This window comes from Bacillus sp. P14.5, assembly GCF_003316765.1.
Lineage (GTDB): Bacteria > Bacillota > Bacilli > Bacillales > Bacillaceae_B > Rossellomorea.
Genome location: NZ_NIJF01000095.1, coordinates 189,981 through 210,775, shown reverse-complemented (window position 1 = coordinate 210,775; position 20,795 = coordinate 189,981). Strand labels below are relative to the sequence as shown.

At 42.0% G+C, this 20,795-nt stretch carries 16 protein-coding genes and 3 pseudogenes; 2 read left to right on the top strand and 17 right to left on the bottom strand.

Annotated elements, in window-relative coordinates; translation table 11 throughout:
- Window positions 1-437 precede the first annotated feature (437 nt).
- A complete protein-coding gene (locus B9Z54_RS19065; protein ID WP_113929968.1) occupies window positions 438-806 on the bottom strand; it encodes a VOC family protein in 369 nt (122 codons plus the stop codon).
- 462 nt (window positions 807-1,268) lie between these two features.
- Entirely contained in the window at window positions 1,269-1,805 is a 537-nt protein-coding gene (cotE, locus tag B9Z54_RS19060) for an outer spore coat protein CotE (protein WP_113929967.1), read from the bottom strand.
- A 261-nt stretch (window positions 1,806-2,066) separates the two neighbouring features.
- Here cotE and B9Z54_RS19055 point away from each other — a divergent pair, with 261 nt between their 5' ends.
- Window positions 2,067-2,798 carry a class I SAM-dependent DNA methyltransferase gene (locus B9Z54_RS19055; protein ID WP_240190005.1) on the top strand — a complete coding sequence of 244 codons (732 nt, stop codon included), beginning with the start codon at window positions 2,067-2,069 and terminating at the stop codon, window positions 2,796-2,798.
- Between the two features lie 136 nt (window positions 2,799-2,934).
- Window positions 2,935-3,144, top strand: a complete 210-nt coding sequence (locus B9Z54_RS19050) for a hypothetical protein (RefSeq protein WP_113929966.1) — start codon at window positions 2,935-2,937, stop codon at window positions 3,142-3,144.
- On the opposite strand, the gene B9Z54_RS19045 is transcribed toward B9Z54_RS19050, so the two are convergent.
- The 15 genes and pseudogenes from B9Z54_RS19045 to yfmF all read right to left on the bottom strand — a co-directional run bounded on the left by B9Z54_RS19045 (window position 3,145) and on the right by yfmF (window position 20,432).
- Complete coding sequence (locus B9Z54_RS19045) at window positions 3,145-3,576, bottom strand: YlbF/YmcA family competence regulator (RefSeq protein WP_113929965.1); 432 nt, start codon at window positions 3,574-3,576, stop codon at window positions 3,145-3,147.
- A gap of 1 nt (window position 3,577) precedes the next feature.
- Window positions 3,578-5,139, bottom strand: a pseudogene (gene miaB / locus B9Z54_RS19040) (tRNA (N6-isopentenyl adenosine(37)-C2)-methylthiotransferase MiaB).
- Between the two features lie 685 nt (window positions 5,140-5,824).
- Window positions 5,825-6,745, bottom strand: coding sequence for a dipeptidase (locus tag B9Z54_RS19035; RefSeq protein ID WP_113929964.1), 921 nt, complete (start codon window positions 6,743-6,745; stop codon window positions 5,825-5,827).
- A gap of 287 nt (window positions 6,746-7,032) precedes the next feature.
- Entirely contained in the window at window positions 7,033-7,293 is a 261-nt protein-coding gene (spoVS, locus tag B9Z54_RS19030; protein WP_113929963.1) for a stage V sporulation protein SpoVS, read from the bottom strand.
- A gap of 373 nt (window positions 7,294-7,666) precedes the next feature.
- A complete protein-coding gene (locus tag B9Z54_RS19025; RefSeq protein ID WP_113929962.1) occupies window positions 7,667-8,467 on the bottom strand; it encodes a TIGR00282 family metallophosphoesterase in 801 nt (266 codons plus the stop codon).
- Window positions 8,468-8,630: 163 nt separating this feature from the next.
- Complete coding sequence (gene rny, locus B9Z54_RS19020) at window positions 8,631-10,190, bottom strand: ribonuclease Y (protein WP_113929961.1); 1,560 nt, start codon at window positions 10,188-10,190, stop codon at window positions 8,631-8,633.
- A gap of 489 nt (window positions 10,191-10,679) precedes the next feature.
- A complete protein-coding gene (gene recA, locus B9Z54_RS19015; protein WP_113929960.1) occupies window positions 10,680-11,717 on the bottom strand; it encodes a recombinase RecA in 1,038 nt (345 codons plus the stop codon).
- 413 nt (window positions 11,718-12,130) lie between these two features.
- A pseudogene (locus B9Z54_RS19010) lies at window positions 12,131-13,380 on the bottom strand (competence/damage-inducible protein A).
- A 124-nt stretch (window positions 13,381-13,504) separates the two neighbouring features.
- Window positions 13,505-14,083: a CDP-diacylglycerol--glycerol-3-phosphate 3-phosphatidyltransferase gene (gene pgsA / locus B9Z54_RS19005; RefSeq protein WP_113929959.1), complete on the bottom strand. Its 579-nt coding sequence runs from the start codon at window positions 14,081-14,083 to the stop codon at window positions 13,505-13,507.
- Window positions 14,084-14,132: 49 nt separating this feature from the next.
- The gene (locus tag B9Z54_RS19000) at window positions 14,133-15,050 is read right to left on the bottom strand and encodes a helix-turn-helix domain-containing protein (RefSeq protein WP_240190004.1); all 918 of its coding nucleotides are present in this window, start codon (window positions 15,048-15,050) and stop codon (window positions 14,133-14,135) included.
- A 9-nt stretch (window positions 15,051-15,059) separates the two neighbouring features.
- Window positions 15,060-15,850 (bottom strand): annotated as a pseudogene (locus tag B9Z54_RS18995) (DUF3388 domain-containing protein).
- A gap of 729 nt (window positions 15,851-16,579) precedes the next feature.
- A complete protein-coding gene (locus tag B9Z54_RS18990) occupies window positions 16,580-16,837 on the bottom strand; it encodes a DUF3243 domain-containing protein (protein WP_113929957.1) in 258 nt (85 codons plus the stop codon).
- A gap of 150 nt (window positions 16,838-16,987) precedes the next feature.
- On the bottom strand, window positions 16,988-17,710 hold the full coding sequence (gene ymfI / locus B9Z54_RS18985; RefSeq protein WP_113929956.1) for an elongation factor P 5-aminopentanone reductase: 723 nt from the start codon (window positions 17,708-17,710) through the stop codon (window positions 16,988-16,990).
- 150 nt (window positions 17,711-17,860) lie between these two features.
- Window positions 17,861-19,153, bottom strand: a complete 1,293-nt coding sequence (yfmH, locus tag B9Z54_RS18980; protein ID WP_113929955.1) for an EF-P 5-aminopentanol modification-associated protein YfmH — start codon at window positions 19,151-19,153, stop codon at window positions 17,861-17,863.
- A 4-nt stretch (window positions 19,154-19,157) separates the two neighbouring features.
- The gene (yfmF, locus tag B9Z54_RS18975; protein ID WP_113929954.1) at window positions 19,158-20,432 is read right to left on the bottom strand and encodes an EF-P 5-aminopentanol modification-associated protein YfmF; all 1,275 of its coding nucleotides are present in this window, start codon (window positions 20,430-20,432) and stop codon (window positions 19,158-19,160) included.
- Between the last annotated feature and the right edge of the window lie 363 nt (window positions 20,433-20,795).

The following is a 20,795-nucleotide window of genomic DNA, read 5'->3' as shown; positions in this document are numbered from 1 at the left end:
GTTTTCTTCTAAACTGTTGCTTGTGTATGAGACGACCCTTTCCCCTAGAAACTGAGATTTTTCGTTTTAAACGGAGGTCCTTGACACCTTTTACAGCTGAAATTTTTGTTCCTTGGGTCTCTAGAACGTCCCTTGAGACCCTTGGCTGTTGAATTTTCCGTTGCTTGGGTCTCTAGAGCAGTCCTTGACACCCGTCACTGCTGAATTTTCCGTTCCTTGGGTCTCTAGAACGTCCCTTGAGACCCTTGACTGTTGAATTTTCCGTTGCTTGGGTCTCTAGAGCGGTCCTTGACACCCATTACAGCTGAAATTTCCGTTCCTCGGGTCTCTAGAACGTCCCTTGACACCCGTCACTTCTGAAATTTTCCGTTCCTTGGGTCTCTAGAGCAACAGAGAAAAAATAAGCCGCCTCCCCCTCAAGGAAAACGGCTTGCTCTTTAATAGTATTCAAGAAATTCCACTCTGTTTCCAAAGGGGTCATTAACGAAGATTCTCTTCCTGTCTGCTATGCGGGTATCCTCTTTAACTTGATAACCGCTCTCTTCCAGGCGGCTTACCACCGCTTCAATATTTTTCACCACAATCCCGGGATGTGCTTTCACCGCGGGGGTAAATTCAGCTTCTACTCCGATATGTAATTCCTGGCTTCCGCATATGAACCAGCAGCCTCCGCTTGATTTCAGTTTTTCAGGCTTCACCATTTCCTTCAGGCCAAGAACCTCTCCATAAAACTTACGCGCTTTTTCCTCAGAGCCTTTAGGAGCCGTCAACTGGACATGGTCCAATCCGATCATTTCAAATTGCATTTTAACCCTCCTCATCAATGCCTTTTCTGTTTTCACGGCGATGAATGTACAAAACGGCTGAATCTAAAGTAAACCCTACCACCCATTATGTCATCAGAGACAGCCTATCCATCACTATAAAAAACAGATCTTCTTAAATCATACTACTCTTTTTTTCTAAGGAATCAAACTAAATATAGTCCAAGCCGCAAACTTCCGAAAAAGTGTTAAAACATAACTAAAAGACGCAGCTTCATCACTGCATCTTACAGAGAACAAAAGCCCAAGCACCTGGATCAGCCCAGACAGGTAAAAGTTCCTCAGAGAAAAAAGGCGGTCTTTCCTTTTATTCTCTGAGAGTTTTTTTACCTCAAGAGCTTAAGCTGTACGTGGATATCCTGGCTATAAGTAATCCACTGAATGTGATTTTATAATTTCTTAAGTAATAAAAAAACTAGGAAGAGGCCGTCTTCCTAGTCTCCGTTATTCTTCGTCAAGCCCTTCCAGGAAGTCCGGGTTGAGCTCTTCAAAATCGTCATCATCGAAGTCGCAATCCCAGTCATCATCGCAGCCATCCGGATTGACCAGTACACAGACCTTTGTTTCGCCGATGACTTCGACTTGGAATTCTCGCTCTACATGTACGATGATTTTATTGCCGTTTGGTGAAATAACCGCTTCCACACAGTTAGGCTGCTGCAGTACAATTGCTTTTACCTCTTTATCATCTAAGCAGTCAGGATCACGGTATTTCAATTTGATGACGTCACAATACTCCACTTTCTCTGTTACTACAGAAGTTTTTCGATTGTCATCATGTGAATACCAGACGTTAATCTCGTAGAAACCGGATATTTCGACTTTCTTGCCGACTTTGTGGGCTTCGTACGTGTGATTTATAATCCAGCAGCCTAAAATGCTCGATGGATGATGCGGCGGGCTAATCGTATGATGGGATTGAGTGAATTTACGTCCCTTCGCTACGACCGCTTTGGTAATAATCTCTCTGTATTCTGCCATTCGAGCGTACCTCCTCATTCATTTTCAATTCATCTTATGCGGGCGTCTAGACGTTTGTGCGAGTATTTTTTGATCGGTGACAAATTAGTTTCGAGATAGTTCATTGTATGCTTCAATATAGTGAATGTTCCCATTTTCCCATTTCAAGAATGCCATTCGGAATTTTCGCAGGAAGAAATTATTCAAAAAAGAAGGAATCTGTTTCCGTTATATAATATGATGGTTAGAGAAAAAAAGACTTCATTTATGGGAGGAATCGTTTTGTTACATAAAGGTGCAAGCGTATACGAGGAGAAAGAGTTCTATGAAAATTTCATGTCCCGCAGACAAAGTAAAGAAAGTCCTAACAATGCCATGGAGGCTCCCGTCATTTTAAAACTGATCGGGGATGTGCGTAATAAGGAGATTCTTGATCTCGGCTGTGGTGATGGAACATTCGGCAAGGAACTGCTTTCTAAAGGTGCAGGTCACTACACTGGAATTGACGGGTCAAAAAACATGGTGGAAACAGCTGTCTCCACAACCAGCTCCCCACAAGCTTCTATCCGTTTAGGTGATCTCGAGAACCTTGAATTAAACCAAAACGAGTATGATCTCATCATTTCCCGTATGGTTCTCCACTATATAGAGAACCTTGAGTCCCTGGTGAAGGAAGTCTATGCAGCAGTTAAGCCTGGAGGAAAGTTTGTGTTCTCAGTGATGCATCCTGTACTGACATCCACTTTCGATCATTTTTCCGGGAAAGAAAAACGTACCCACTGGATAGTCGATAACTATTTCGAATCAGGAAAAAGGGTAGAAGCCTGGATGGATCATTCAGTTGTTAAATACCACCGTACGATTGAAGAATATTTTTCTCTTATGCTGTCAGCAGGTTTCACCATAAAAAATGTAAAGGAAGCTGCTCCAAGGAGGGAATTTTTCAGTGATGAGGAGGAATATAAAAGAAGAACAAGGATTCCATTAATGCTCATCCTTGAACTGACAAAATAACTTTCTGACTGGATACCCACAGCAGACTTCAAGCAGGAAAAGGGCGGTTAAATTCAAAAAGGCTTCCTTCCCTCCTCTGTTCATGGTTAAATAGAAATACCTCCTGTGCGGGGAATTTCTATAAGAGGTGATTACTATGGCTAAAAGCATGGCCAGAAAGAAGCGCGAACATCTGCTCAGAACAGAAGGCAGGGACGTGACACGTCTAAGAGGGAATGCTTTGCAGTTCAGCACTCATGAAAGAAAAACAATGACAAAAGAAGAAAAGGCTAGAAAATCTCATACTAAACACAAGAAGCGCCATCTTCAGGAATCATACCATGAAGATAGCGCTTCTTTTTGTTGATTATGAACAGCTGCCGGGAGCCGAATTTTTCACTTGCGATCCTGTTTCTCCTCTTAAAAGGTCACCGCCTGTAGAAGTAAGGATCTGATCCGTTACTGTGTTGGAAATTGTTGATGCTACAATCTGAAGCAAGTCGTTCACATCTACTTGTGACTGCTTGAACTCTTGGACCACTGGAATCGCATCGATGTCATCTTCCAGTTTTTCAATTTTTGCTTCAACCATCTTTAACGCTTCTGCTTTACCATAGTGCTGGAAGTTGACTGCTTGTTTTTGCAAGCTTTTAATGCTGGCGATCATTTCCCGTACTTTTTGGTTTTCATGGATTTGCGCTTCTGCACGTTTGAAGAAATCCACTTCTTCCGTTTCAGCGATCATGTTTGCCAGATCAGCTGCTCTTTTCATAATATCGTCTTTTGTATATTTAGCCATATTATTTCACCTCTGCAACTTCTTGAAATTCTGAGCCAATCCGGCCTTCCTCAACCATTTCACCGCTGAGAGACCAAGATTTTGCATCAGTTATCTTTACTTTTACGATTTTGCCGATGGCCGTTTTAGGAGCTTTAAAGTTTACCAGCTTGCTTCGGCGTGTATACCCCGCAAGGACTTCTGGGTTCTTTTTGCTTTCTCCTTCTACCAGCACTTCCACAATTCTGCCTTCGTAGTCTTTAAGTGCTTCTTTAGAATATTCATTGACCATCTGATTAAGGCGCTGAAGACGTTCTTTCTTGACTTCCATCGGAACATTGTCATTCATCTTTGCCGCAGGCGTGCCTTCTCTTGGAGAGTAGATATATGTGAAGGCCGATTCAAAACCGACTTCCCGGTATAGAGAAAGTGTTTCTTCGAATTGTTCATCCGTTTCATTCGGATACCCGACGATGATGTCTGTGGTCAGCGCAACATCCGGCATAGCTGCTTTGATTTTTCCTACGAGTTCCAGGAATCTTTCTCGAGTATATTTTCGTGCCATGATTTTCAAGACATCAGATGAACCGGATTGTACCGGCAGATGAATATGCTCGACAAGGTTTCCTTTCTTTGCAAGAACTTCGATTAAATGATCGTCAAAGTCACGCGGATGGCTCGTCGTAAATCGGATCCTTGGGATATCGATTTTCCGCAGTTCGTCCATCAAATCTCCAAGGCCATAGTTCTCAAGGTCTTCAATGTCCTTGCCGTATGCATTAACATTCTGGCCAAGAAGTGTGATTTCCTGGTAGCCCTGAGCTGCCAGGTGGCGGACTTCCTGAATGATTTCCTCCGGCCTTCTGCTCCGCTCCTTTCCTCTGGTATAAGGAACGATGCAGTATGTACAGAACTTGTCACAGCCGTACATGATGTTTACCCATGCCTTGATGTTGCCGCGGCGGACTTTAGGAAGGTTTTCAATGACATCGCCTTCTTTTGACCATACTTCCACAACCATTGCTTTAGACATATAAGCATCGGATAAAATGTTTGGAATACGATGGATATTGTGGGTGCCAAAGATCATATCCACCTGATGATAGGTCTTCAGAATCTTGTTGACGACCGATTCCTCTTGGGACATACAGCCGCAGACCCCGATAAGAAGTTCAGGTTTTTCACGTTTCAAATGCTTTAAGTGCCCTAATTCGCCAAACACTTTGTTCTCAGCATTTTCACGGATGGCGCAGGTATTTAGAAGAATGACATCAGCATCTTCAGTAGTATTCGTCGCTTCATAGCCCAGTGCCATGAATATTCCTGCCATTACTTCTGTATCATGTTCATTCATTTGACAGCCGTACGTGCGGATATAGAATTTTTTATTGTCTCCCATTCCGCGGTACTTTTCGTCAATTTTAAAATCATTGTGATATTGAACAGACTCTTTACCCCGCTTTTTCGCATCTTTCAATGATGGGGGAATATATACGCTTTGAAAATACTTCGAATAGTCTTTTTCGGTTTTTTATCTTTAGGATCAGCCGCTTGCTGACCAAGCTTTCGCTGTTCTTCATTCATTGAAAATGACTCCTTTCCTGCTCGCCTGCGCCGCTTCAGTTTAATTCATAAACCAGCGGCACACCATAAGAACGACTCTATTATATAAATGCTGATAATTTCACAAAAGGATTGCACGTTAATCTAGTATAAAGCTTTTTCACCCCTGATACAATAGAAGCACACAGTTGTTGCAAAATGTTCACTTTAAGGCTTAAAGCCCCAAGCTTGAAAGTCCCTGGCTGTAAACAAGACTCTTTTCGCAAATATTGTTGCTATTGAGAAGTAATGGATTTCCGCTCCAGCTGTACGACTCCGCGGGGCGGGCGGTGAGCCTCCTGGGATGCGCCTGCGGGGTCTCACCTGTCCCGCAGGAGATCGTACGACTTCCGCTCCAATCCTCCTACGGGAAAGGGGAAGATCGAATCACTTTTCAAAGCAATACTTTTTAGAAAAAAGTCTTTAAAGAGTCTGTTTCACATTTCTTTGCTTTTCGGGAAATATTCAAGAGCAGAATTTTCATGCCAGATACTAAGGAAGGTATTTATCCGTAACCGGAGGAGCATCTCTTTTTCTTTTAGCTTGAAGAATGCGATTATCTTACGAAGTTACTCTTAAATAGCAACAAAGTTTACGAAAAGAGCCTTAAACAAAAAAAGGGTATCACCTCTGTCATTCGGTGATACCCTTTTACTGCTTAGAGTACTTATGGCAGTGCTTTATAAAAGTTTTCGAACAAGAATTTCTTCACTTGTGATTCAGTATAATGTTTTTGCAGTATCTCAGTTAGATTTTCGTACTCACGGTAGGATGACAGACCTTTTACTGTCTGGGAAATCCCATCAAAATCAGAACCGAAGCCAACATGATTTTCACCGCCCAGTGAACAAACATGGTCGAGATGAGAGAGAATATCGGAAACTTCCGCCTCCCCATTCTGCTTCAGGAATTGCGGAACAAATGTTAAGCCCATTACTCCATTCCTCTTCATCAACGCCTTAATCTGCTCATCTTTTAGATTCCTGGGGTGTGAACATAAGCTGAAAGTGTTGGAATGAGAGGCAATTGGATATTTTGCAATTTCTATAGTATCCCAGAATGAACATTCACATAAATGGGATACATCTGTCAAAATGTTGTGTTCATTCAAGAATTGAACTGTCTCTCTGCCAAATTTCGTCAGACCGGCTCCTCTAGGCTCCAACGCTCCATCCCCAACAGCATTGGCCCAGTTCCATGTTAAACCGACAGCACGGACTCCCAATTGATACAGGATGTATAGTTTCGTCAGATCATCCTCGATGGCCTCACAGCCTTCAAGAGTCAGCATTGCGCCTATTTCGTCCTCTTTCAACGCAGTTATGTCCTCTTTCGTACGAACCATAACCATCTTTGGATTAGGGTCGAGGATTTTTTTATGAAAAACTTCGACCATCTCCAATGCAGCCTGGAATCTTTCGCCGGGTTTCAGATAAGAAGGCAGATATATGGCAAAAAGCTGCACTTTGCTACCTGATTGTATCAGCTGAGGATAGGTTATATGTAAATCATTCTCACTTTGAAAGGATACATCCTCCCTGTAATGGTGAAGCTTAAGCAAAACATCGCAATGAGCATCAAGAATCATTGTACAACCCCTCTCTGGTTTAAACTGTCCTTGTTCCTAGTGGAAAAAGATTCAAGCAGTTTAATATATGAGCATTCTTTTCCTTTCGCGGACAAGTGACTTTGACATTCCTATTCTTTATATATACTTCTGGAAAATCATCTAAACTCCTCTTCCTGGTGACGATTTTTACTTCCGCTCAGACGGGACCTCTCTTCACGTACACGATAAAACAAAGAACTTATGAAAAAATCTCAATAAAAAAAGAGGCTGTCCCATTCAGGTTTATAGGGACAGCCTCGAAATAATTATCGAGGTTCAATAATCAACTTGATTGCTGTACGTTCTTCTCCATCAATCAGGATGTCAGTGAAAGCAGGAATGCATATTAGGTCCACCCCGCTGGGAGCGACAAAACCGCGGGCAATGGCAACTGCTTTGACGGCCTGATTCAGGGCCCCGGCCCCTATCGCTTGAATTTCTGCTGCTCCTCTTTCACGAAGAACTCCGGCAAGTGCACCAGCTACAGAATTAGGATTGGATTTTGATGAAACTTTTAATATTTCCATTTCTTTTCCTCCTTGTCATTTCCCCATACCGAATGTTCATTGCAAAGAACAACCTGGTATAAACGATTCCACTGCTACTATATTCATCAAATTGGGAAATCATTCCCGCTTGGCCCAAAAAAGCGGGATTACAGATGGATAGAATTCTTTTTATAAGAACATGTATGAAGCTGGGGAAGCTTTGGTCGGGAGATGTGGATTTCTGCTGAGATATGTATGAAGCCGGCACAGCTTCGGTGAGGACTTAGGTCTTCCCAGTTAATACGAACTAACGGCGCTGAAGCGGAAATGGGGTCCTCTCCCTGTATAAAGAAAAAACTTAGTAAACAGGCATAAAAAAAGCAAAAGAGCACCTTGGCCCTTTTGCTTCTGCTTATTCTGAAAGGAAAGGATGGTCATCATTGATTAAAATTCGATCGATGCTCTTTGCCTTCCCGGTTTTCTCATTGATTTCAATAATGACCCCGCTCAATAACTTTCTGCCTGTACTCGGTACCTCAAAACGAACAGGGAGGGAGGTCCTGAACTTTGTTATAACGGAATCTTTATTCATTCCTAGAACTTCATCATAAGGACCTGTCATACCTACATCCGCTATGAAGGCTGTTCCATTGGGCAGTACACGGTTATCTGCTGTCTGTATATGTGTATGAGTGCCAACAACAGCTGAAACCTTTCCATCAAGGAACCACCCCATTGCCTGCTTTTCACTGGTAGCTTCTGCATGGAAGTCTACGAAAACAAAAGGAGTTCTTTCTTTTGCCTGGGCGACAAGCTCTTCAGCAGCTTCAAAAGGACAATCCAAAGCAGGCATGAATGTTCTGCCCTGCAAATTGATGACCGCTGTCTCGAAGCCATTGATATTAATGAATGTCAATCCGCTGCCGGGAGTTCCTGCCGGATAGTTAGCCGGTCTCACCATTAACTTCGTATTATCTATAAAATCAAAAATTTCTTTATTGTCCCAAGTGTGATTGCCCATGGTGATGATGTTAGCACCATCATTCAAAAACCGTTTGTATATTTTTTCTGTAATCCCTCTTCCTCCTGCAGCATTTTCGCCATTCACAATCGTGACTGAAGGACGGTATTTCGCCTTTAGCTTAGGAAGATATTCTGAGACCATCTCGCGGCCCAAAGAACCGACTACATCTCCAATAAATAAGATATTCATTTGCAAATCCTTTCTGCTTAAACATTTCTACCATTTTATCATAGCATGCAACCAAAAACATACTTCACCACATTTACACTCTAAGGAACTCTCCCTTACAGCGCTTTAATGCAGTAAAGTACTTTGTCATCCATAGAAAAAGCGGTGTGAAAATCACACCGCTTTATTTTGCGTATTCTACAGCTCTTGTTTCCCGTATGACGGTAACCTTGATATGTCCTGGGTAATCCAGTTCCTCTTCAATCCGTTTCCGGATGTCACGCGCCAGACGATGAGCTTCCAAATCATCAATCGACTCTGGTTTAACCATGATCCGTACTTCCCTGCCCGCTTGTATCGCGAATGACTTCTCAACACCCTCATAGGATTCTGAGATGTCTTCCAGCTTCTCTAAGCGGCGGATGTAGTTCTCAAGCGTTTCACTTCTTGCACCCGGCCTTGCAGCTGAAAGTGCATCAGCAGCTGCCACAAGTACTGAAATGACAGACGTTGGTTCCGTATCACCATGATGGGATGCGATACTGTTAATGACGACTGGGTGTTCTTTATACTTCCCAGCCAGTTCAACACCGATTTCCACATGGCTTCCTTCTACTTCATGGTCAATCGCTTTACCGATATCATGCAGAAGACCTGCCCGGCGGGCAAGCGTAACATCCTCACCCAGTTCGGCTGCGAGCAGACCTGAAAGGTATGCCACTTCCGTTGAGTGCTTCAGAACATTTTGACCGTAGCTTGTACGGAATTTCAATCGACCTAGAATCTTGATTAAATCTGGATGGAGCCCATGAACACCAACATCGAATGTTGTTTGTTCACCTATTTCACGGATATGCTCATCCACTTCCCGTCTTGCCTTATCGACCATTTCCTCGATTCGGGCTGGATGGATCCGTCCGTCCTGTACCAATTTTTCAAGTGCAATTCTCGCAGTTTCACGGCGAATTGGATCAAAACCGGATAAGATAACCGCCTCTGGAGTATCATCAATAATTAAATCGATTCCAGTCAGCGTTTCTAATGTACGAATATTACGTCCTTCACGACCGATGATTCGACCTTTCATCTCATCATTCGGAAGGTTTACAACAGATACCGTTGTCTCTGCAACATGTTCTGCTGCACAACGCTGGATTGCAAGTGAAAGAATTTCTTTCGCTTTCTTATCAGAGTCTTCCTTTGCACGTGTTTCGTGCTCTCTAATCATCAGGGCAAGGTCATGAGAAAGTTCATTCTCAGTGCGGTCAAGGATGATCGCTTTTGCCTCATCACGCGTAAGTGCAGAGATGCGTTCCAGTTCGGTCTGCTGTAATCGTATCATCTCGTCCACTTTGCTTTCCATCTCTTCAATATGTTGTTGTCTTCCATTCAGAGTATCCTCTTTTCGCTCAAGCTGAGATTCCCGCTTATCGAGTGACTCATCTTTGCGATCAAGGTTTTCCTCTTTTTGCATTAAACGATTTTCCTGCTTTTGCAATTCATTTCTTCGTTCACGAAGGTCATTTTCCATATCAGTACGAAGCTTATGATTCTCATCCTTTGCTTCTAAGAGCTTTTCCTTCTTCAGAGCTTCTGCCTCGCGCTTAGCATCTTCAAGAATCTGCTCTGCCGAACCTTTAGCTCCAGCAATCTTTGCCTCAGCAATGGATTTACGAATAAAGTATCCAACAACTACACCGACGATTAGGCCAAGCAAAATGGAGATGATTGTAATGGGTTCCATCATTTCACCTCCCCTTGCTATGAACTTTAGTCATGTCTTTTTTACATGTCGGCTGGTACATTGTTCCAAAGGTTTCAATATACAGCGCTAGGCTTTCAAATATTAACATTCGAAAATTTGTAAAATATACATGTTAATTTTAAATCTCAGAATATTCATTGTCAAGGGGCTGAGACCTTTCCCCCTTGATTCTAATGATTATTTCGTTAAAAAGCAGCAAAAACACGGGATATTCATGAAAATTAAAAGGCTGATTTTTATAATGATGAGGATTTATAAAGAGAGTGGTTGATCACCACTTCAATCACGCTGAAAAATCAAGGAAGTAATCATATAAGAAACATCTTTTAAAACAGCGTAAATAAAAGCTCAAACCTCCCGGCTGTACCAGACTGGATCGAAGGATTTCCAAGGCCTCGAATTAGACCCTTATATTCTTCATTTTAAAAAAGGAAGCAGGGAGATCGGCTCCCTGCTTCCTTGAAAGTCTTATTGATCCAATAACAATTCATCCTGGGCATCTTCAGTTTCGGCTTTGCCTGTATCCAATCCATAATGATCGCGGATTTTCACCATGATTTCATTACGGATTTCCGGGTTTTCTTTTAAGAATATTTTCGCGTTTTCACGGCCCTGGCCAAGGCGCTCTTCATTATAAGAATACCACGCACCGCTCTTTTGAACGATGTCCAGTTCTGAACCCATGTCAATGATTTCCCCTTCTCTGGAAATCCCTTGTCCGTACATAATATCTACTTCAGCTACCCTGAAAGGAGGGGCCACTTTATTTTTGACAACTTTAACTTTCGTTTTGTTACCGACCATTTCGTTCCCTTGCTTCAATGCTTCCGCACGACGAACTTCAAGACGGACAGAGGAATAGAACTTTAACGCGCGTCCACCAGGTGTCGTTTCAGGGTTACCAAACATAACTCCGACTTTCTCACGGATCTGGTTAATGAAAATCGCAATGGTTTTCGATTTATTGATCGCTCCAGACAGCTTCCTCAAAGCTTGGGACATCAAACGGGCTTGAAGACCAACGTGAGAGTCTCCCATTTCGCCTTCAATCTCCGCTTTAGGAACAAGCGCTGCAACAGAGTCAATGACAAGGATATCCACAGCGCCGCTTCGTACAAGGGCTTCTGCGATTTCCAATGCCTGCTCGCCAGTATCAGGCTGTGAGAGCAGAAGTTCATCAATGTTAACACCAAGCTTTTGTGCATAGACAGGGTCAAGAGCATGCTCAGCATCTATGAATGCCGCCTGGCCCCCCTGTGCTTGAACTTCAGCGATTGCATGAAGGGCGACAGTTGTCTTACCTGAAGATTCCGGACCATATGTTTCAATGATTCTTCCGCGCGGATATCCTCCTACTCCAAGTGCAACATCCAGGGCAAGTGAACCACTTGGGATTGTTACTATGTTTCTATCTGTTTGTTCTCCCAGCTTCATAATTGAACCTTTACCGAATTGTTTCTCAATTTGTTTAAGTGCCATATCCAAGGCAGCTTGACGATCGCTCACAAATATTTCCTCCTTTTAATCTCTTACATATATAGAAAGACTAAATAGCAATTTATCAATTGCTTGTCTCATTTCAACAACCTATCTCTACTATAAACCTTTTTTATCAATTAAACAAGAGAAAAATCGAACATTCATTCGGTTTTTTCACTGCCTTAATTTATTCGACTTTACCGAATTCCCAGGAAGAAACAATCGTTTTCATAGCTTTCTAATTCAACAAAAAACAATTTCAGCTTAATATCTGATTAATATACTCTCCTTGCTGACACTCTGGGCATCCAAACTTACGTCGGGGTGCAGGGTGAATTCAGAGATCCAAAGGCTTTCGGAGCACCCAATCCTGATTGCGCTAAACTGATTCTCTCCGCCGCCAAACGAAAGGCCAACAGGTGAACCTGCTGGCCTGCCACTTATGACTTCTCCTCTCCTCTTAACTCTTTCAAGAGGAAGTAACATCCATATTTAACTGTCCGGGCACGGTTGCCATTTCGTGTGCCGGCAAGGTTTAGTAAAAAGGTTTTGGTTTTTCATCTTTTCGCGCGATACCTATCCAAATCGTGCCTTCATCTTTTCCTTCGTGAGGTCCAGGGCCTGCCGCACCGGTAAAACTGATTCCGATGTCAGAATCGAATTTCTCCCTTACATTCTCCGCAAGCTCTTTAGCACAAGGTTCACTTACAGTGCCATGTATACTGATCGTGTTAGGGGAAACATCAAGGATTTTCTTTTTTATCTCAGGAGAGTAGCAGACTATGCCGCCTTTCAACACAGCTCCCGCTCCTGAGATTGAAGTCATCTGCGACTGAAATAATCCTCCTGTTAAACTTTCGGCACAGGCAATCGTTAACTCTTTGTCCTTCAGTGCTTTTGACATCTCATCCATCAAGGTTGTATCATCATATCCATAAAAATATGGCTTTACCCTTTTCAGGATTTCCGCTTCCATTTCATCCAGCATTTTTTCTGCATTTTCAATCGAAGCATCTTTTGCTGTCATCCTTAATGTTACTTCCCCGTCAGACGCAAGGGGAGCAACGGTAGGATTCGTTTGCGAATCGATAAGGTCCATCAGCTCGGTTTCAAGCTCCGCTTCGCCTATACCAAAAAATCGTAAAACCCGGGAAGCAATTGTTTCTTTTCTTCCTAATGCTTCTTCTATTGCGGGTCTTCCGAATTTTTTAAACATAGGAACCATCTCAGAAGGCGGGCCGGGCAGAAGCATATATTGATGGTCTTCATGGACCAGGAACATTCCCGGTGCCATTCCTTGTTCATTCTTCAAGACTTCAGAGCCTTTTAAGACATGTGCCTGCTTCTCGTTATTAGGAGTCATTTTTCTTTGTGCCCTGACAAAATAATCCTTGATGAATTTTAAAGCATCTTCATCTTTTTCAAGAGAGCTATTCAAGTGTTCTGCTATTGTTTCTTTGGTCAAATCGTCCTTGGTCGGGCCGAGCCCTCCGGTAAAGATGATCAATTGAGCACGGGATTCTGCAGTCTTTATAGCGCTTTGAAGACGGTCGGGATTATCTCCCACGACAGTATGATAATAGACATTCACACCTATCTCAGCCAGCTGTTCTGAAAGGAATTTAGCATTGGAATTCACTATCTGCCCCAATAGCAATTCGGAGCCGACAGCAATGATTTCTGCGTTCATATTTTTATCCCCTTTACCTCAAGGTTAATTTTTTCACTATAAGAATTATAGGCTTTTTGAAATGATTCCACAAAAAAGAAGTCCTAAACCTTATTCAAAAAGGCAAGGACTTCCAAACACAGAGTTATTTAGAGTTGATAAATGCCTGGCGGTTCTTGTAAAAGTATTCCCAGCCGGACCAGATAGTGATAAGCATGGCGATCCATAACATTATCGTATCAAAAGGAATTGAAGCAGCTTCAAAAATAATATTATGAAGCAGCAAAGAAGAAATGGCGATGATCTGGGCCCACGTCTTGATTTTTCCAAGTGTGTTGGCCGCAACCACCTCACCGGTGCCAGCCAGCACCAGCCTCAATCCTGTAACTGCAAACTCCCTGCTTATGATGATGATAACAATCCAAGAAGGAGCAAATCCCATTTCCACCAATACAATCAATGCTGCAGAGACAAGCAGCTTATCTGCCAGCGGATCCAGGAATTTCCCTAAATTCGTTACTAAATCCAACTTCCTGGCATAGTAGCCGTCGATCCAGTCCGTTGTAGAGGCAATGATAAACAACAGTCCCCCCGCAAAGTGGTTCACAGGCATTTCAGTGCCCAATAAAGAGATGTTTCCCCAGTTAAAGGGGTATAGCATGATGATCAAAAATAGCGGGATTAAAATAATCCTCGATACCGTAATTTTATTTGGCAAGTTCACTCTTTCTACCTCCTTGAATCATAACAAAACAGAATAGCCACATAGGTGACTATTCTTGCGCAGAACGCCTGATAATGATGTCCTGCCTGACAACTTCAGTTGCTGAAACTTCATAGTTAATCTGTTCATCGTTCACTTTGATAGTCGCTGCAGGAGCATTACCAACGATGATGAAAGCTTCACCGTCCTCTGAAAGATCGAAGGTTTGCGTATCCCCTTCTTTCATCATCTGGGAAAAAAGCTGCTCATCCTTGGAATTATAAACGCCTATCCAAGTATCCCCGCTGGCAGAAATGTCTAAATTGAAGTCCTCTGTATTTTTTAAATCGTAAGTGGTTTCTTTCCCGCTTACATTCGCTACAGTGATTTCCTGTGAAGGCTCCTCGGCAGGTTCTTCTGCGTCTTCTGCGTCTTCCTCTGAATCCGCTGCTTCCTCAGAACTTTCTCCTGAATCAGTGGATTCATCCGTTTCTTCGTCCTCATCCTCAGGCTGCTGGACTTCATCAGACTCTGAGTAATCGACGGACTCTTCCTGATCATTTCCTGTACCGGCATTATTATTGCCGAATTGATTCGGAAGCAGATACCATACCACAAAGACAGCCCCGATCACAAATAGAGCCACAAGTATCTTTGGAATAATATTCAGCACTTTCGATGAACTTTCAGATACCGGTTTTCTCGATTGAACTCTTGAAAGTTCAGGTAGATCACTTGCATTAGTAACAGGTATATCATTTGGGTATTCTTCAAAAATCTGTTCAGGGTCCAACCCTACAGCCTCAGCATATTGCTTGATAAAAGCCCTGACATAAAACTTTCCGGGCATCATATCATAATTTCCTTCTTCAATTCCCATTAGATAGCGTTTCTGGATCTTCGTCATGTTCTGCAAATCGTCCAGGGAATATCCATTAGCTTCACGAGCTTCTCTGAGTCGTGTTCCTAGTTCAGTCAAAACAAACACCTGCCAATTTTAAAAATCGAATCCCCCAAAATCTGAGTCTTGGAAGAAATTGTTCTTCTCTACCAAATCATATGTAATCTCTTCGTCAGGGTCATTTCGAAGTTCAATGATATAGTCAAAATCATCCAGGGAATACTCTGAATTCTGAACGAATATATCTGGATGTTCAATTACTTTGACAGCGGAAAGCCGCATGATTTCCCTAACAAGCTGCCAATGCCGTTCATTCGCCCTTCTGGTCGACACAATTCCATCAATAAGAAAAATATTTTCAGATGAATATTCATCATCAATAAGCTGGCTTCGTATCGTTTGTTTCAATAACGTAGAAGAAACGAACAGCCACTTCTTATTCGCACACACAGAAGAAGCCACTACCGATTCAGTTTTCCCCACCCGGGGCATCCCTCTGATCCCAACAAGCTTATGGCCTTCCTGCTTAAAGAGTTCTGCCATGAAGTCCACCAGCAGACCCAATTCGTCCCGTATGAACCTGAATGTTTTTTATCATCTGCATCTCTTTGGATATACCGCCCATGCCTGACAGCGAGACGGTCCCTTAGCTTAGGTTCCCTCAACTTTGTTACATTTATCGTATCCATCGTCTGCAAAATCGATTCAAGCCTTGTAATCTGTTCATCACTGTTAGCCAGGAGCAGCATTCCTCTTCTGCCCTCGTCCACACCATTAATCGTTACAATATTGATCGAAAGCATACCAAGCAATGAAGAAATGTCACCAAGGAGTCCCGGACGGTTAATTTGTATTTCATATTCCAAATACCATTCTTTTCGTTCCATAAGATCCCTCCGAAATAAAAGTGACAATTGTTAAACAACATTTTTCTACATTTTTCCCGACAATTAGAGAATTTAAGTCATCTATCGTATAGCTTCTATAATATATGATTTTTGCTTTTTAGAAAAGGAAAACCTTACAATCAAGCCTAATATTTCATTGGTTCTTTCTAATCTTACCCCTAATCACTGCTAACGAATCATTTGAATGCACACCATCCATTTTTGAAAGGGGTTTCATTCCTGTTCATGTGTACCCGGCATTTTTAAAAAATTCGGTGTCCTTTATTGAAATTGCAGTTCCCAATGATTGGCTTTATTCTAAAGGTTGTATTCGTACAGATAGTTGCTTTAGAAACACCCAAAGATCCGTTTCTCCACTGGCTGCTAATGTTTTCCCAATTAACGGGAAGAGCAGCCACTTTCTTGCTCTCCGGATTTTTAAATTAAACTCAGCTTTATCTTAAGCAGCAAAATTTTTAAAAAGTGCTTTTTGTAAGGCTCTTTTCATAAACTGTGTTGCTATTTGATACTAATTCCGAAAAAGCAACCCTACTAAGAGGGTGAACATCTGTAAACACCGAAAAGAAAAGAGCTACTCTCCCACGATAAGAGATAACATGGGAAAAATTTGGCTCTTGTGATTTTTCCGTAAGCATCAATTTAGGCGAAAACAGCCTTTTGTAAAACCTTTAAAAATGAACATAAAAAAGAGAGGAATTGCTTCCTCTCTTAGCGAGTTCCATCGTTCTTAACAAGTTTGACCATCATATTGGCAATTGCATGCTGCTCTTCAGTAGATGCAACGGACCATAAATCAGCAAGTACACGTTCTTGTTCATTTTTAGGTTCAACCTGGTTAGCCAAATAGTCTCCCACCTGATAAGCAAGGTCCGAAACTACACCGCCTTGAACGCCTTCGTGCTGTGCTTGATTTAAACGGTCACCCAAAAAGTTTTTCCAATCTTGCCAGTTATCCAATACAGACATAATGGAGCCTCCTTAGAAGTCATGCTTTAATTCAGACCTTATTCTGCAAAGACAAGGCCATGCATTTCCTTAAGAAATACAAGCTTAGTTTGCATCTTCGAAAAGAAAATATTCATGACCTTAAAGAAATTCCTTTCCAAAGCACTAAAGTCATGTATACCAGCCTCCGTTTACTGAAAGGACCTGTCCCGTAATATAGGATGATCGTGGAGAAAGTAAAAATTCAATGGCATCGGCAACTTCGGAAGGTTCACCCATTCTCCCCATTGGAATTTCATCAGCTATTTCAGAAAGTTCATCTGTTGTAAAACTGTTCATCATTTCGGTCTTGACTGCTCCCGGGGCAACGGCATTCACTCTGATACTGCTTCTGCCCAGCTCTTTGCTCAGAGACTTCACAAACGCTAACTGAGCACCTTTCACAGAAGAATACATTACTTCACAAGCAGCTCCTGTTTGTCCCCATATGGAACTGACAACTACAGCACTTCCAATAGGGCTTTGCAATAATTTAGGCAGAAGCCCTTGCATGATCTTCATTAAGGATTTCACATTAAGATTCCACATTTCATTCATTTCGTCATTCGGGATATCCTGAAATAATCCATACAACGGCTTTCCGCTGGAATAAATCAGGGCATCAACATGGAAAATATGGGAAAGCAGCTTTTCAGGACCACTTTCCGTCGAGAGATCCGCTTTCACAGGTATGTATTCTCCATCAAATTTTTCTATTTCTCTTAGAAGTTCTTCAACTGCCCTTTGATTAGAATGATAATGCAGGTATAAATTCCATCCTTTTTCCGCTAATGTTAGGGCTGTTTGTCTGCCGATCCCCCCTGAGGAACCTGTTATCAAAGCAAATTTTGTCATATTTCTCCTGCACCCCTTTTTTAAAGCAGAGAAGGGCGCTTTCCATTGTTTTTAAACAAAAGGACCGCCAGGAATTGAGGCTGTCTTCCCTCAATTCCTGCCGGGCATTTGTTCCATGTGTGGCGCCTCTTATATAGTTGAAAAATCAATTTATTGTTCTTTAGGAACCACCTGACAGACAGTGAATCTGTTTTCATCAAAATACTCGGACACTACCGAGCGTATATCTTCGAAGGTGATCGTTTCAAGAGTTGGCACGACATCGAATAAGTCCATTTCATTAAAAGCATAGCGTGTGAATTGATTGGCGATATACTCAGGTGAATTGACCGCTCTCAGGAATGCCCCGATTTTTTTCTTCTTCGTCCTCTCCAAAGCTTCTTCTGTAAGAGTTTTACCTTCCTTTGCATTTAAGAGAATGTCAGTAATTCGATCTGCCATCTCATCCGGTTGCTCTGTATCACCGCCGAGAATCGCAAAACCAAAACCACTTTCCTGGGTAAAGTCATAATGGAATGTTTCGTCAATCAGTCCATCGTTATATAACGAAAAATAATTCTCTGAGCTTTTTCCGAACAGCATGTCTAGTGCTATATTCATGGACAACTCGTGTCTTAACATATCCTTCCCTTGCAGATCAGTATTGACCGCTTTTACACCCACCAGGCATTTCGGGGTTTGGACATTCATATGGAGGACCTGATTTTTCTCTGCTGCCTCTACTGGTTCTTCATCGAATCGACGCTTAATTTCAGACATTTCTTTGTAATCTTTTTTACGTTGATTATCCCTGACCTGGTTTATGATTTTTTCAGGTTCGACAGCACCTACTATGAACATAAGCATGTTGCTTGGATGGTAAAAAGTCTCATAGCATTGATAAAGCATATCCTTGGTAATATGAGAAATGGATTCAATGGTTCCCGCAATGTCAATTTTAACCGGATGATTATGATACATATTTTGGATGACTCCAAAGTACAAGCGCCAATCAGCGTTATCATCGTACATTGTGATTTCCTGTCCGATGATGCCTTTTTCTTTTTCCACTGTACTTTCAGTAAAGTATGGAGCCTGAACAAAATCAATCAACGTTTCCAGATTCTTCTCCACTTCGGATGTTGAGGAGAAAAGATAGGCAGTTCTAGTAAAGGATGTGAATGCATTGGCGGAAGCGCCCTGCTTACTGAACTTCTGAAATACGTCTTCATCTTCTTTTTCAAAGAGCTTATGCTCCAAGAAATGGGCGATTCCATCCGGAACCTTTGAAAATTCCGTACTGCCTTTTGGAACAAAATGATTATCTATAGAACCATACTTTGTGGTAAAAGTTGCGTATGTTTTATTGAATCCCTTTTTAGGGAGTACATATACCTGTAATCCGTTATCCATTTTTTCATAATATAATTCTTCCTGCAACTGATCGAATGAGATTTTTTCCATCCCTTTATCCCTCCATTCCTGTAAGAAAATAGATGGTATCCATATTTACTTTTTGAGCAACAGCGGTGATTTCTTCTTTTGTAACCTTTTCTATGCTTTCGAGCCAATGATCAAGCTCTATCCTCTGCCCTGAAATGACATTATGATAAAGGATTTCCACAATGCCTCTAGGGGTGTCGATGGTTTCAAGAAGCTGGTTCCTGATCACCGCTTTAGTCTGCTGAATGTCCCCTTCTGTAAAGTCTCCGTTTTTCATTGCCTGCATCTGTTCTTTAATAATGGTCACTGCCTGATCATAATTCTTGCCGTCGATTCCCGACATTACCATCATCAACCCTTTATGGCTTTCCAATCTACTGGCAGCATAATAGGCAAGACTCGCCTTCTCACGTACATTAATGAATAACTTGGAGTGAGAAAAGCCTCCGAATACTCCATTGAACACTTGCAGCGACCAATAATCGTCCGCGCCATAGGCTACATTTGTCCGATAGCCGATATTTAACTTGCCTTGCTTCACATCCAGCCTTTCGATGACCTCATTGACATCTTCAGCAGGAGCGGACGTGGTATCTTGGATTATTTCAGCATTCCTGTTCTGCAAAGAAAAAATTTCTTCACACATTTTTTCTGCTTCCTCTGTGTCGACGTCCCCTATTACATAGAGATCAATTTCATCGTTTTGAATAGCTTCTTGGTAATACTTATATAGGCTTTCCGCCGAAGTCTTCTCCACTTGTTCCAAGATTCCGTTTGGATGAAGTGAATAAGGTTCTCCCTTGCACATTTCCTCTACAAGACGAGAATTCGCATATCTCATCTTGTCATCAAATACAGACTGAATCCTGACCTTTTGGTTTTTCTTCTCTTTTTCCACTGTTTCTGCATGAAACGAATTCTGTTCCACATTTGGTGCCAGGACAACATCCGCAAGAAATTGCAGCCCTTTTCTCAATAGAGGCTCTGAATCCTTCAGGAATTTCTCATTAGCGACCTCGATGGAAAAGCTCATTACGTGATATTCACCTTTTTTAGCAAGGTCCACAAAAAAATTCGCACCGTACAATTCATCTAGGTAGGAACGGAGAGCGGTTGTACTCGGGTATTTCTTGGAACTGCTCTGAAGCACATGAGGAAGAAGCCCTCTCGGCGTCACTTCATCTGCTTTTAAAGGAGACTTCATTCTCCATACAAGGGTGTTTGTCTTATACTTATCCGTCTGGACAATATGTAACGAATAACCACTTTTCGTTTTGACCACTTCATTGACTTTAGACATTTAGCCATCCTCCTTTTGCTGACAAAAATCCTTATTGCAAACTTGTTTTACAAAGGTTTAGCTTATACATTGAAAGACCTGGATATTATATTTATTTTGATGTAAATTCTCTTTAACTATACATGCAAGACTTTAACTCTTTCAAGTTTTTACCTCCTTTGCCAACTGAGGTGCCATAGTTTCCTACCCGCATTTTATCTATTATATGCAGAAAAATCGATAGCATTTCTTTGTATCTTGTTTTCCGTAAAAAGATTCCACTCCAGGTGCAGGGCTCAGAAGTGCACAACGACTAGTGTGCTGTTTAAATGGAGAACTATGTAAGAATGAGCTTTGTATAACGATTTACTAAGATACAAGCTT

Excerpts from the sequence above, each read along its gene's own strand:
- B9Z54_RS19065 (WP_113929968.1), bottom strand. The coding sequence starts at position 806 with ATGCAATTTGAAATGATCGGATTGGACCATGTCCAGTTGACGGCTCCT.
- cotE (WP_113929967.1), bottom strand. The coding sequence starts at position 1,805 with ATGGCAGAATACAGAGAGATTATTACCAAAGCGGTCGTAGCGAAGGGA.
- B9Z54_RS19050 (WP_113929966.1), top strand. The coding sequence starts at position 2,935 with ATGGCTAAAAGCATGGCCAGAAAGAAGCGCGAACATCTGCTCAGAACA.
- B9Z54_RS19045 (WP_113929965.1), bottom strand. The coding sequence starts at position 3,576 with ATGGCTAAATATACAAAAGACGATATTATGAAAAGAGCAGCTGATCTG.
- B9Z54_RS19035 (WP_113929964.1), bottom strand. The coding sequence starts at position 6,745 with ATGATTCTTGATGCTCATTGCGATGTTTTGCTTAAGCTTCACCATTAC.
- spoVS (WP_113929963.1), bottom strand. The coding sequence starts at position 7,293 with ATGGAAATATTAAAAGTTTCATCAAAATCCAATCCTAATTCTGTAGCT.
- B9Z54_RS19025 (WP_113929962.1), bottom strand. The coding sequence starts at position 8,467 with ATGAATATCTTATTTATTGGAGATGTAGTCGGTTCTTTGGGCCGCGAG.
- rny (WP_113929961.1), bottom strand. The coding sequence starts at position 10,190 with ATGGAACCCATTACAATCATCTCCATTTTGCTTGGCCTAATCGTCGGT.
- B9Z54_RS18990 (WP_113929957.1), bottom strand. The coding sequence starts at position 16,837 with ATGTCTGTATTGGATAACTGGCAAGATTGGAAAAACTTTTTGGGTGAC.
- ymfI (WP_113929956.1), bottom strand. The coding sequence starts at position 17,710 with ATGACAAAATTTGCTTTGATAACAGGTTCCTCAGGGGGGATCGGCAGA.
- yfmH (WP_113929955.1), bottom strand. The coding sequence starts at position 19,153 with ATGGAAAAAATCTCATTCGATCAGTTGCAGGAAGAATTATATTATGAA.
- yfmF (WP_113929954.1), bottom strand. The coding sequence starts at position 20,432 with ATGTCTAAAGTCAATGAAGTGGTCAAAACGAAAAGTGGTTATTCGTTA.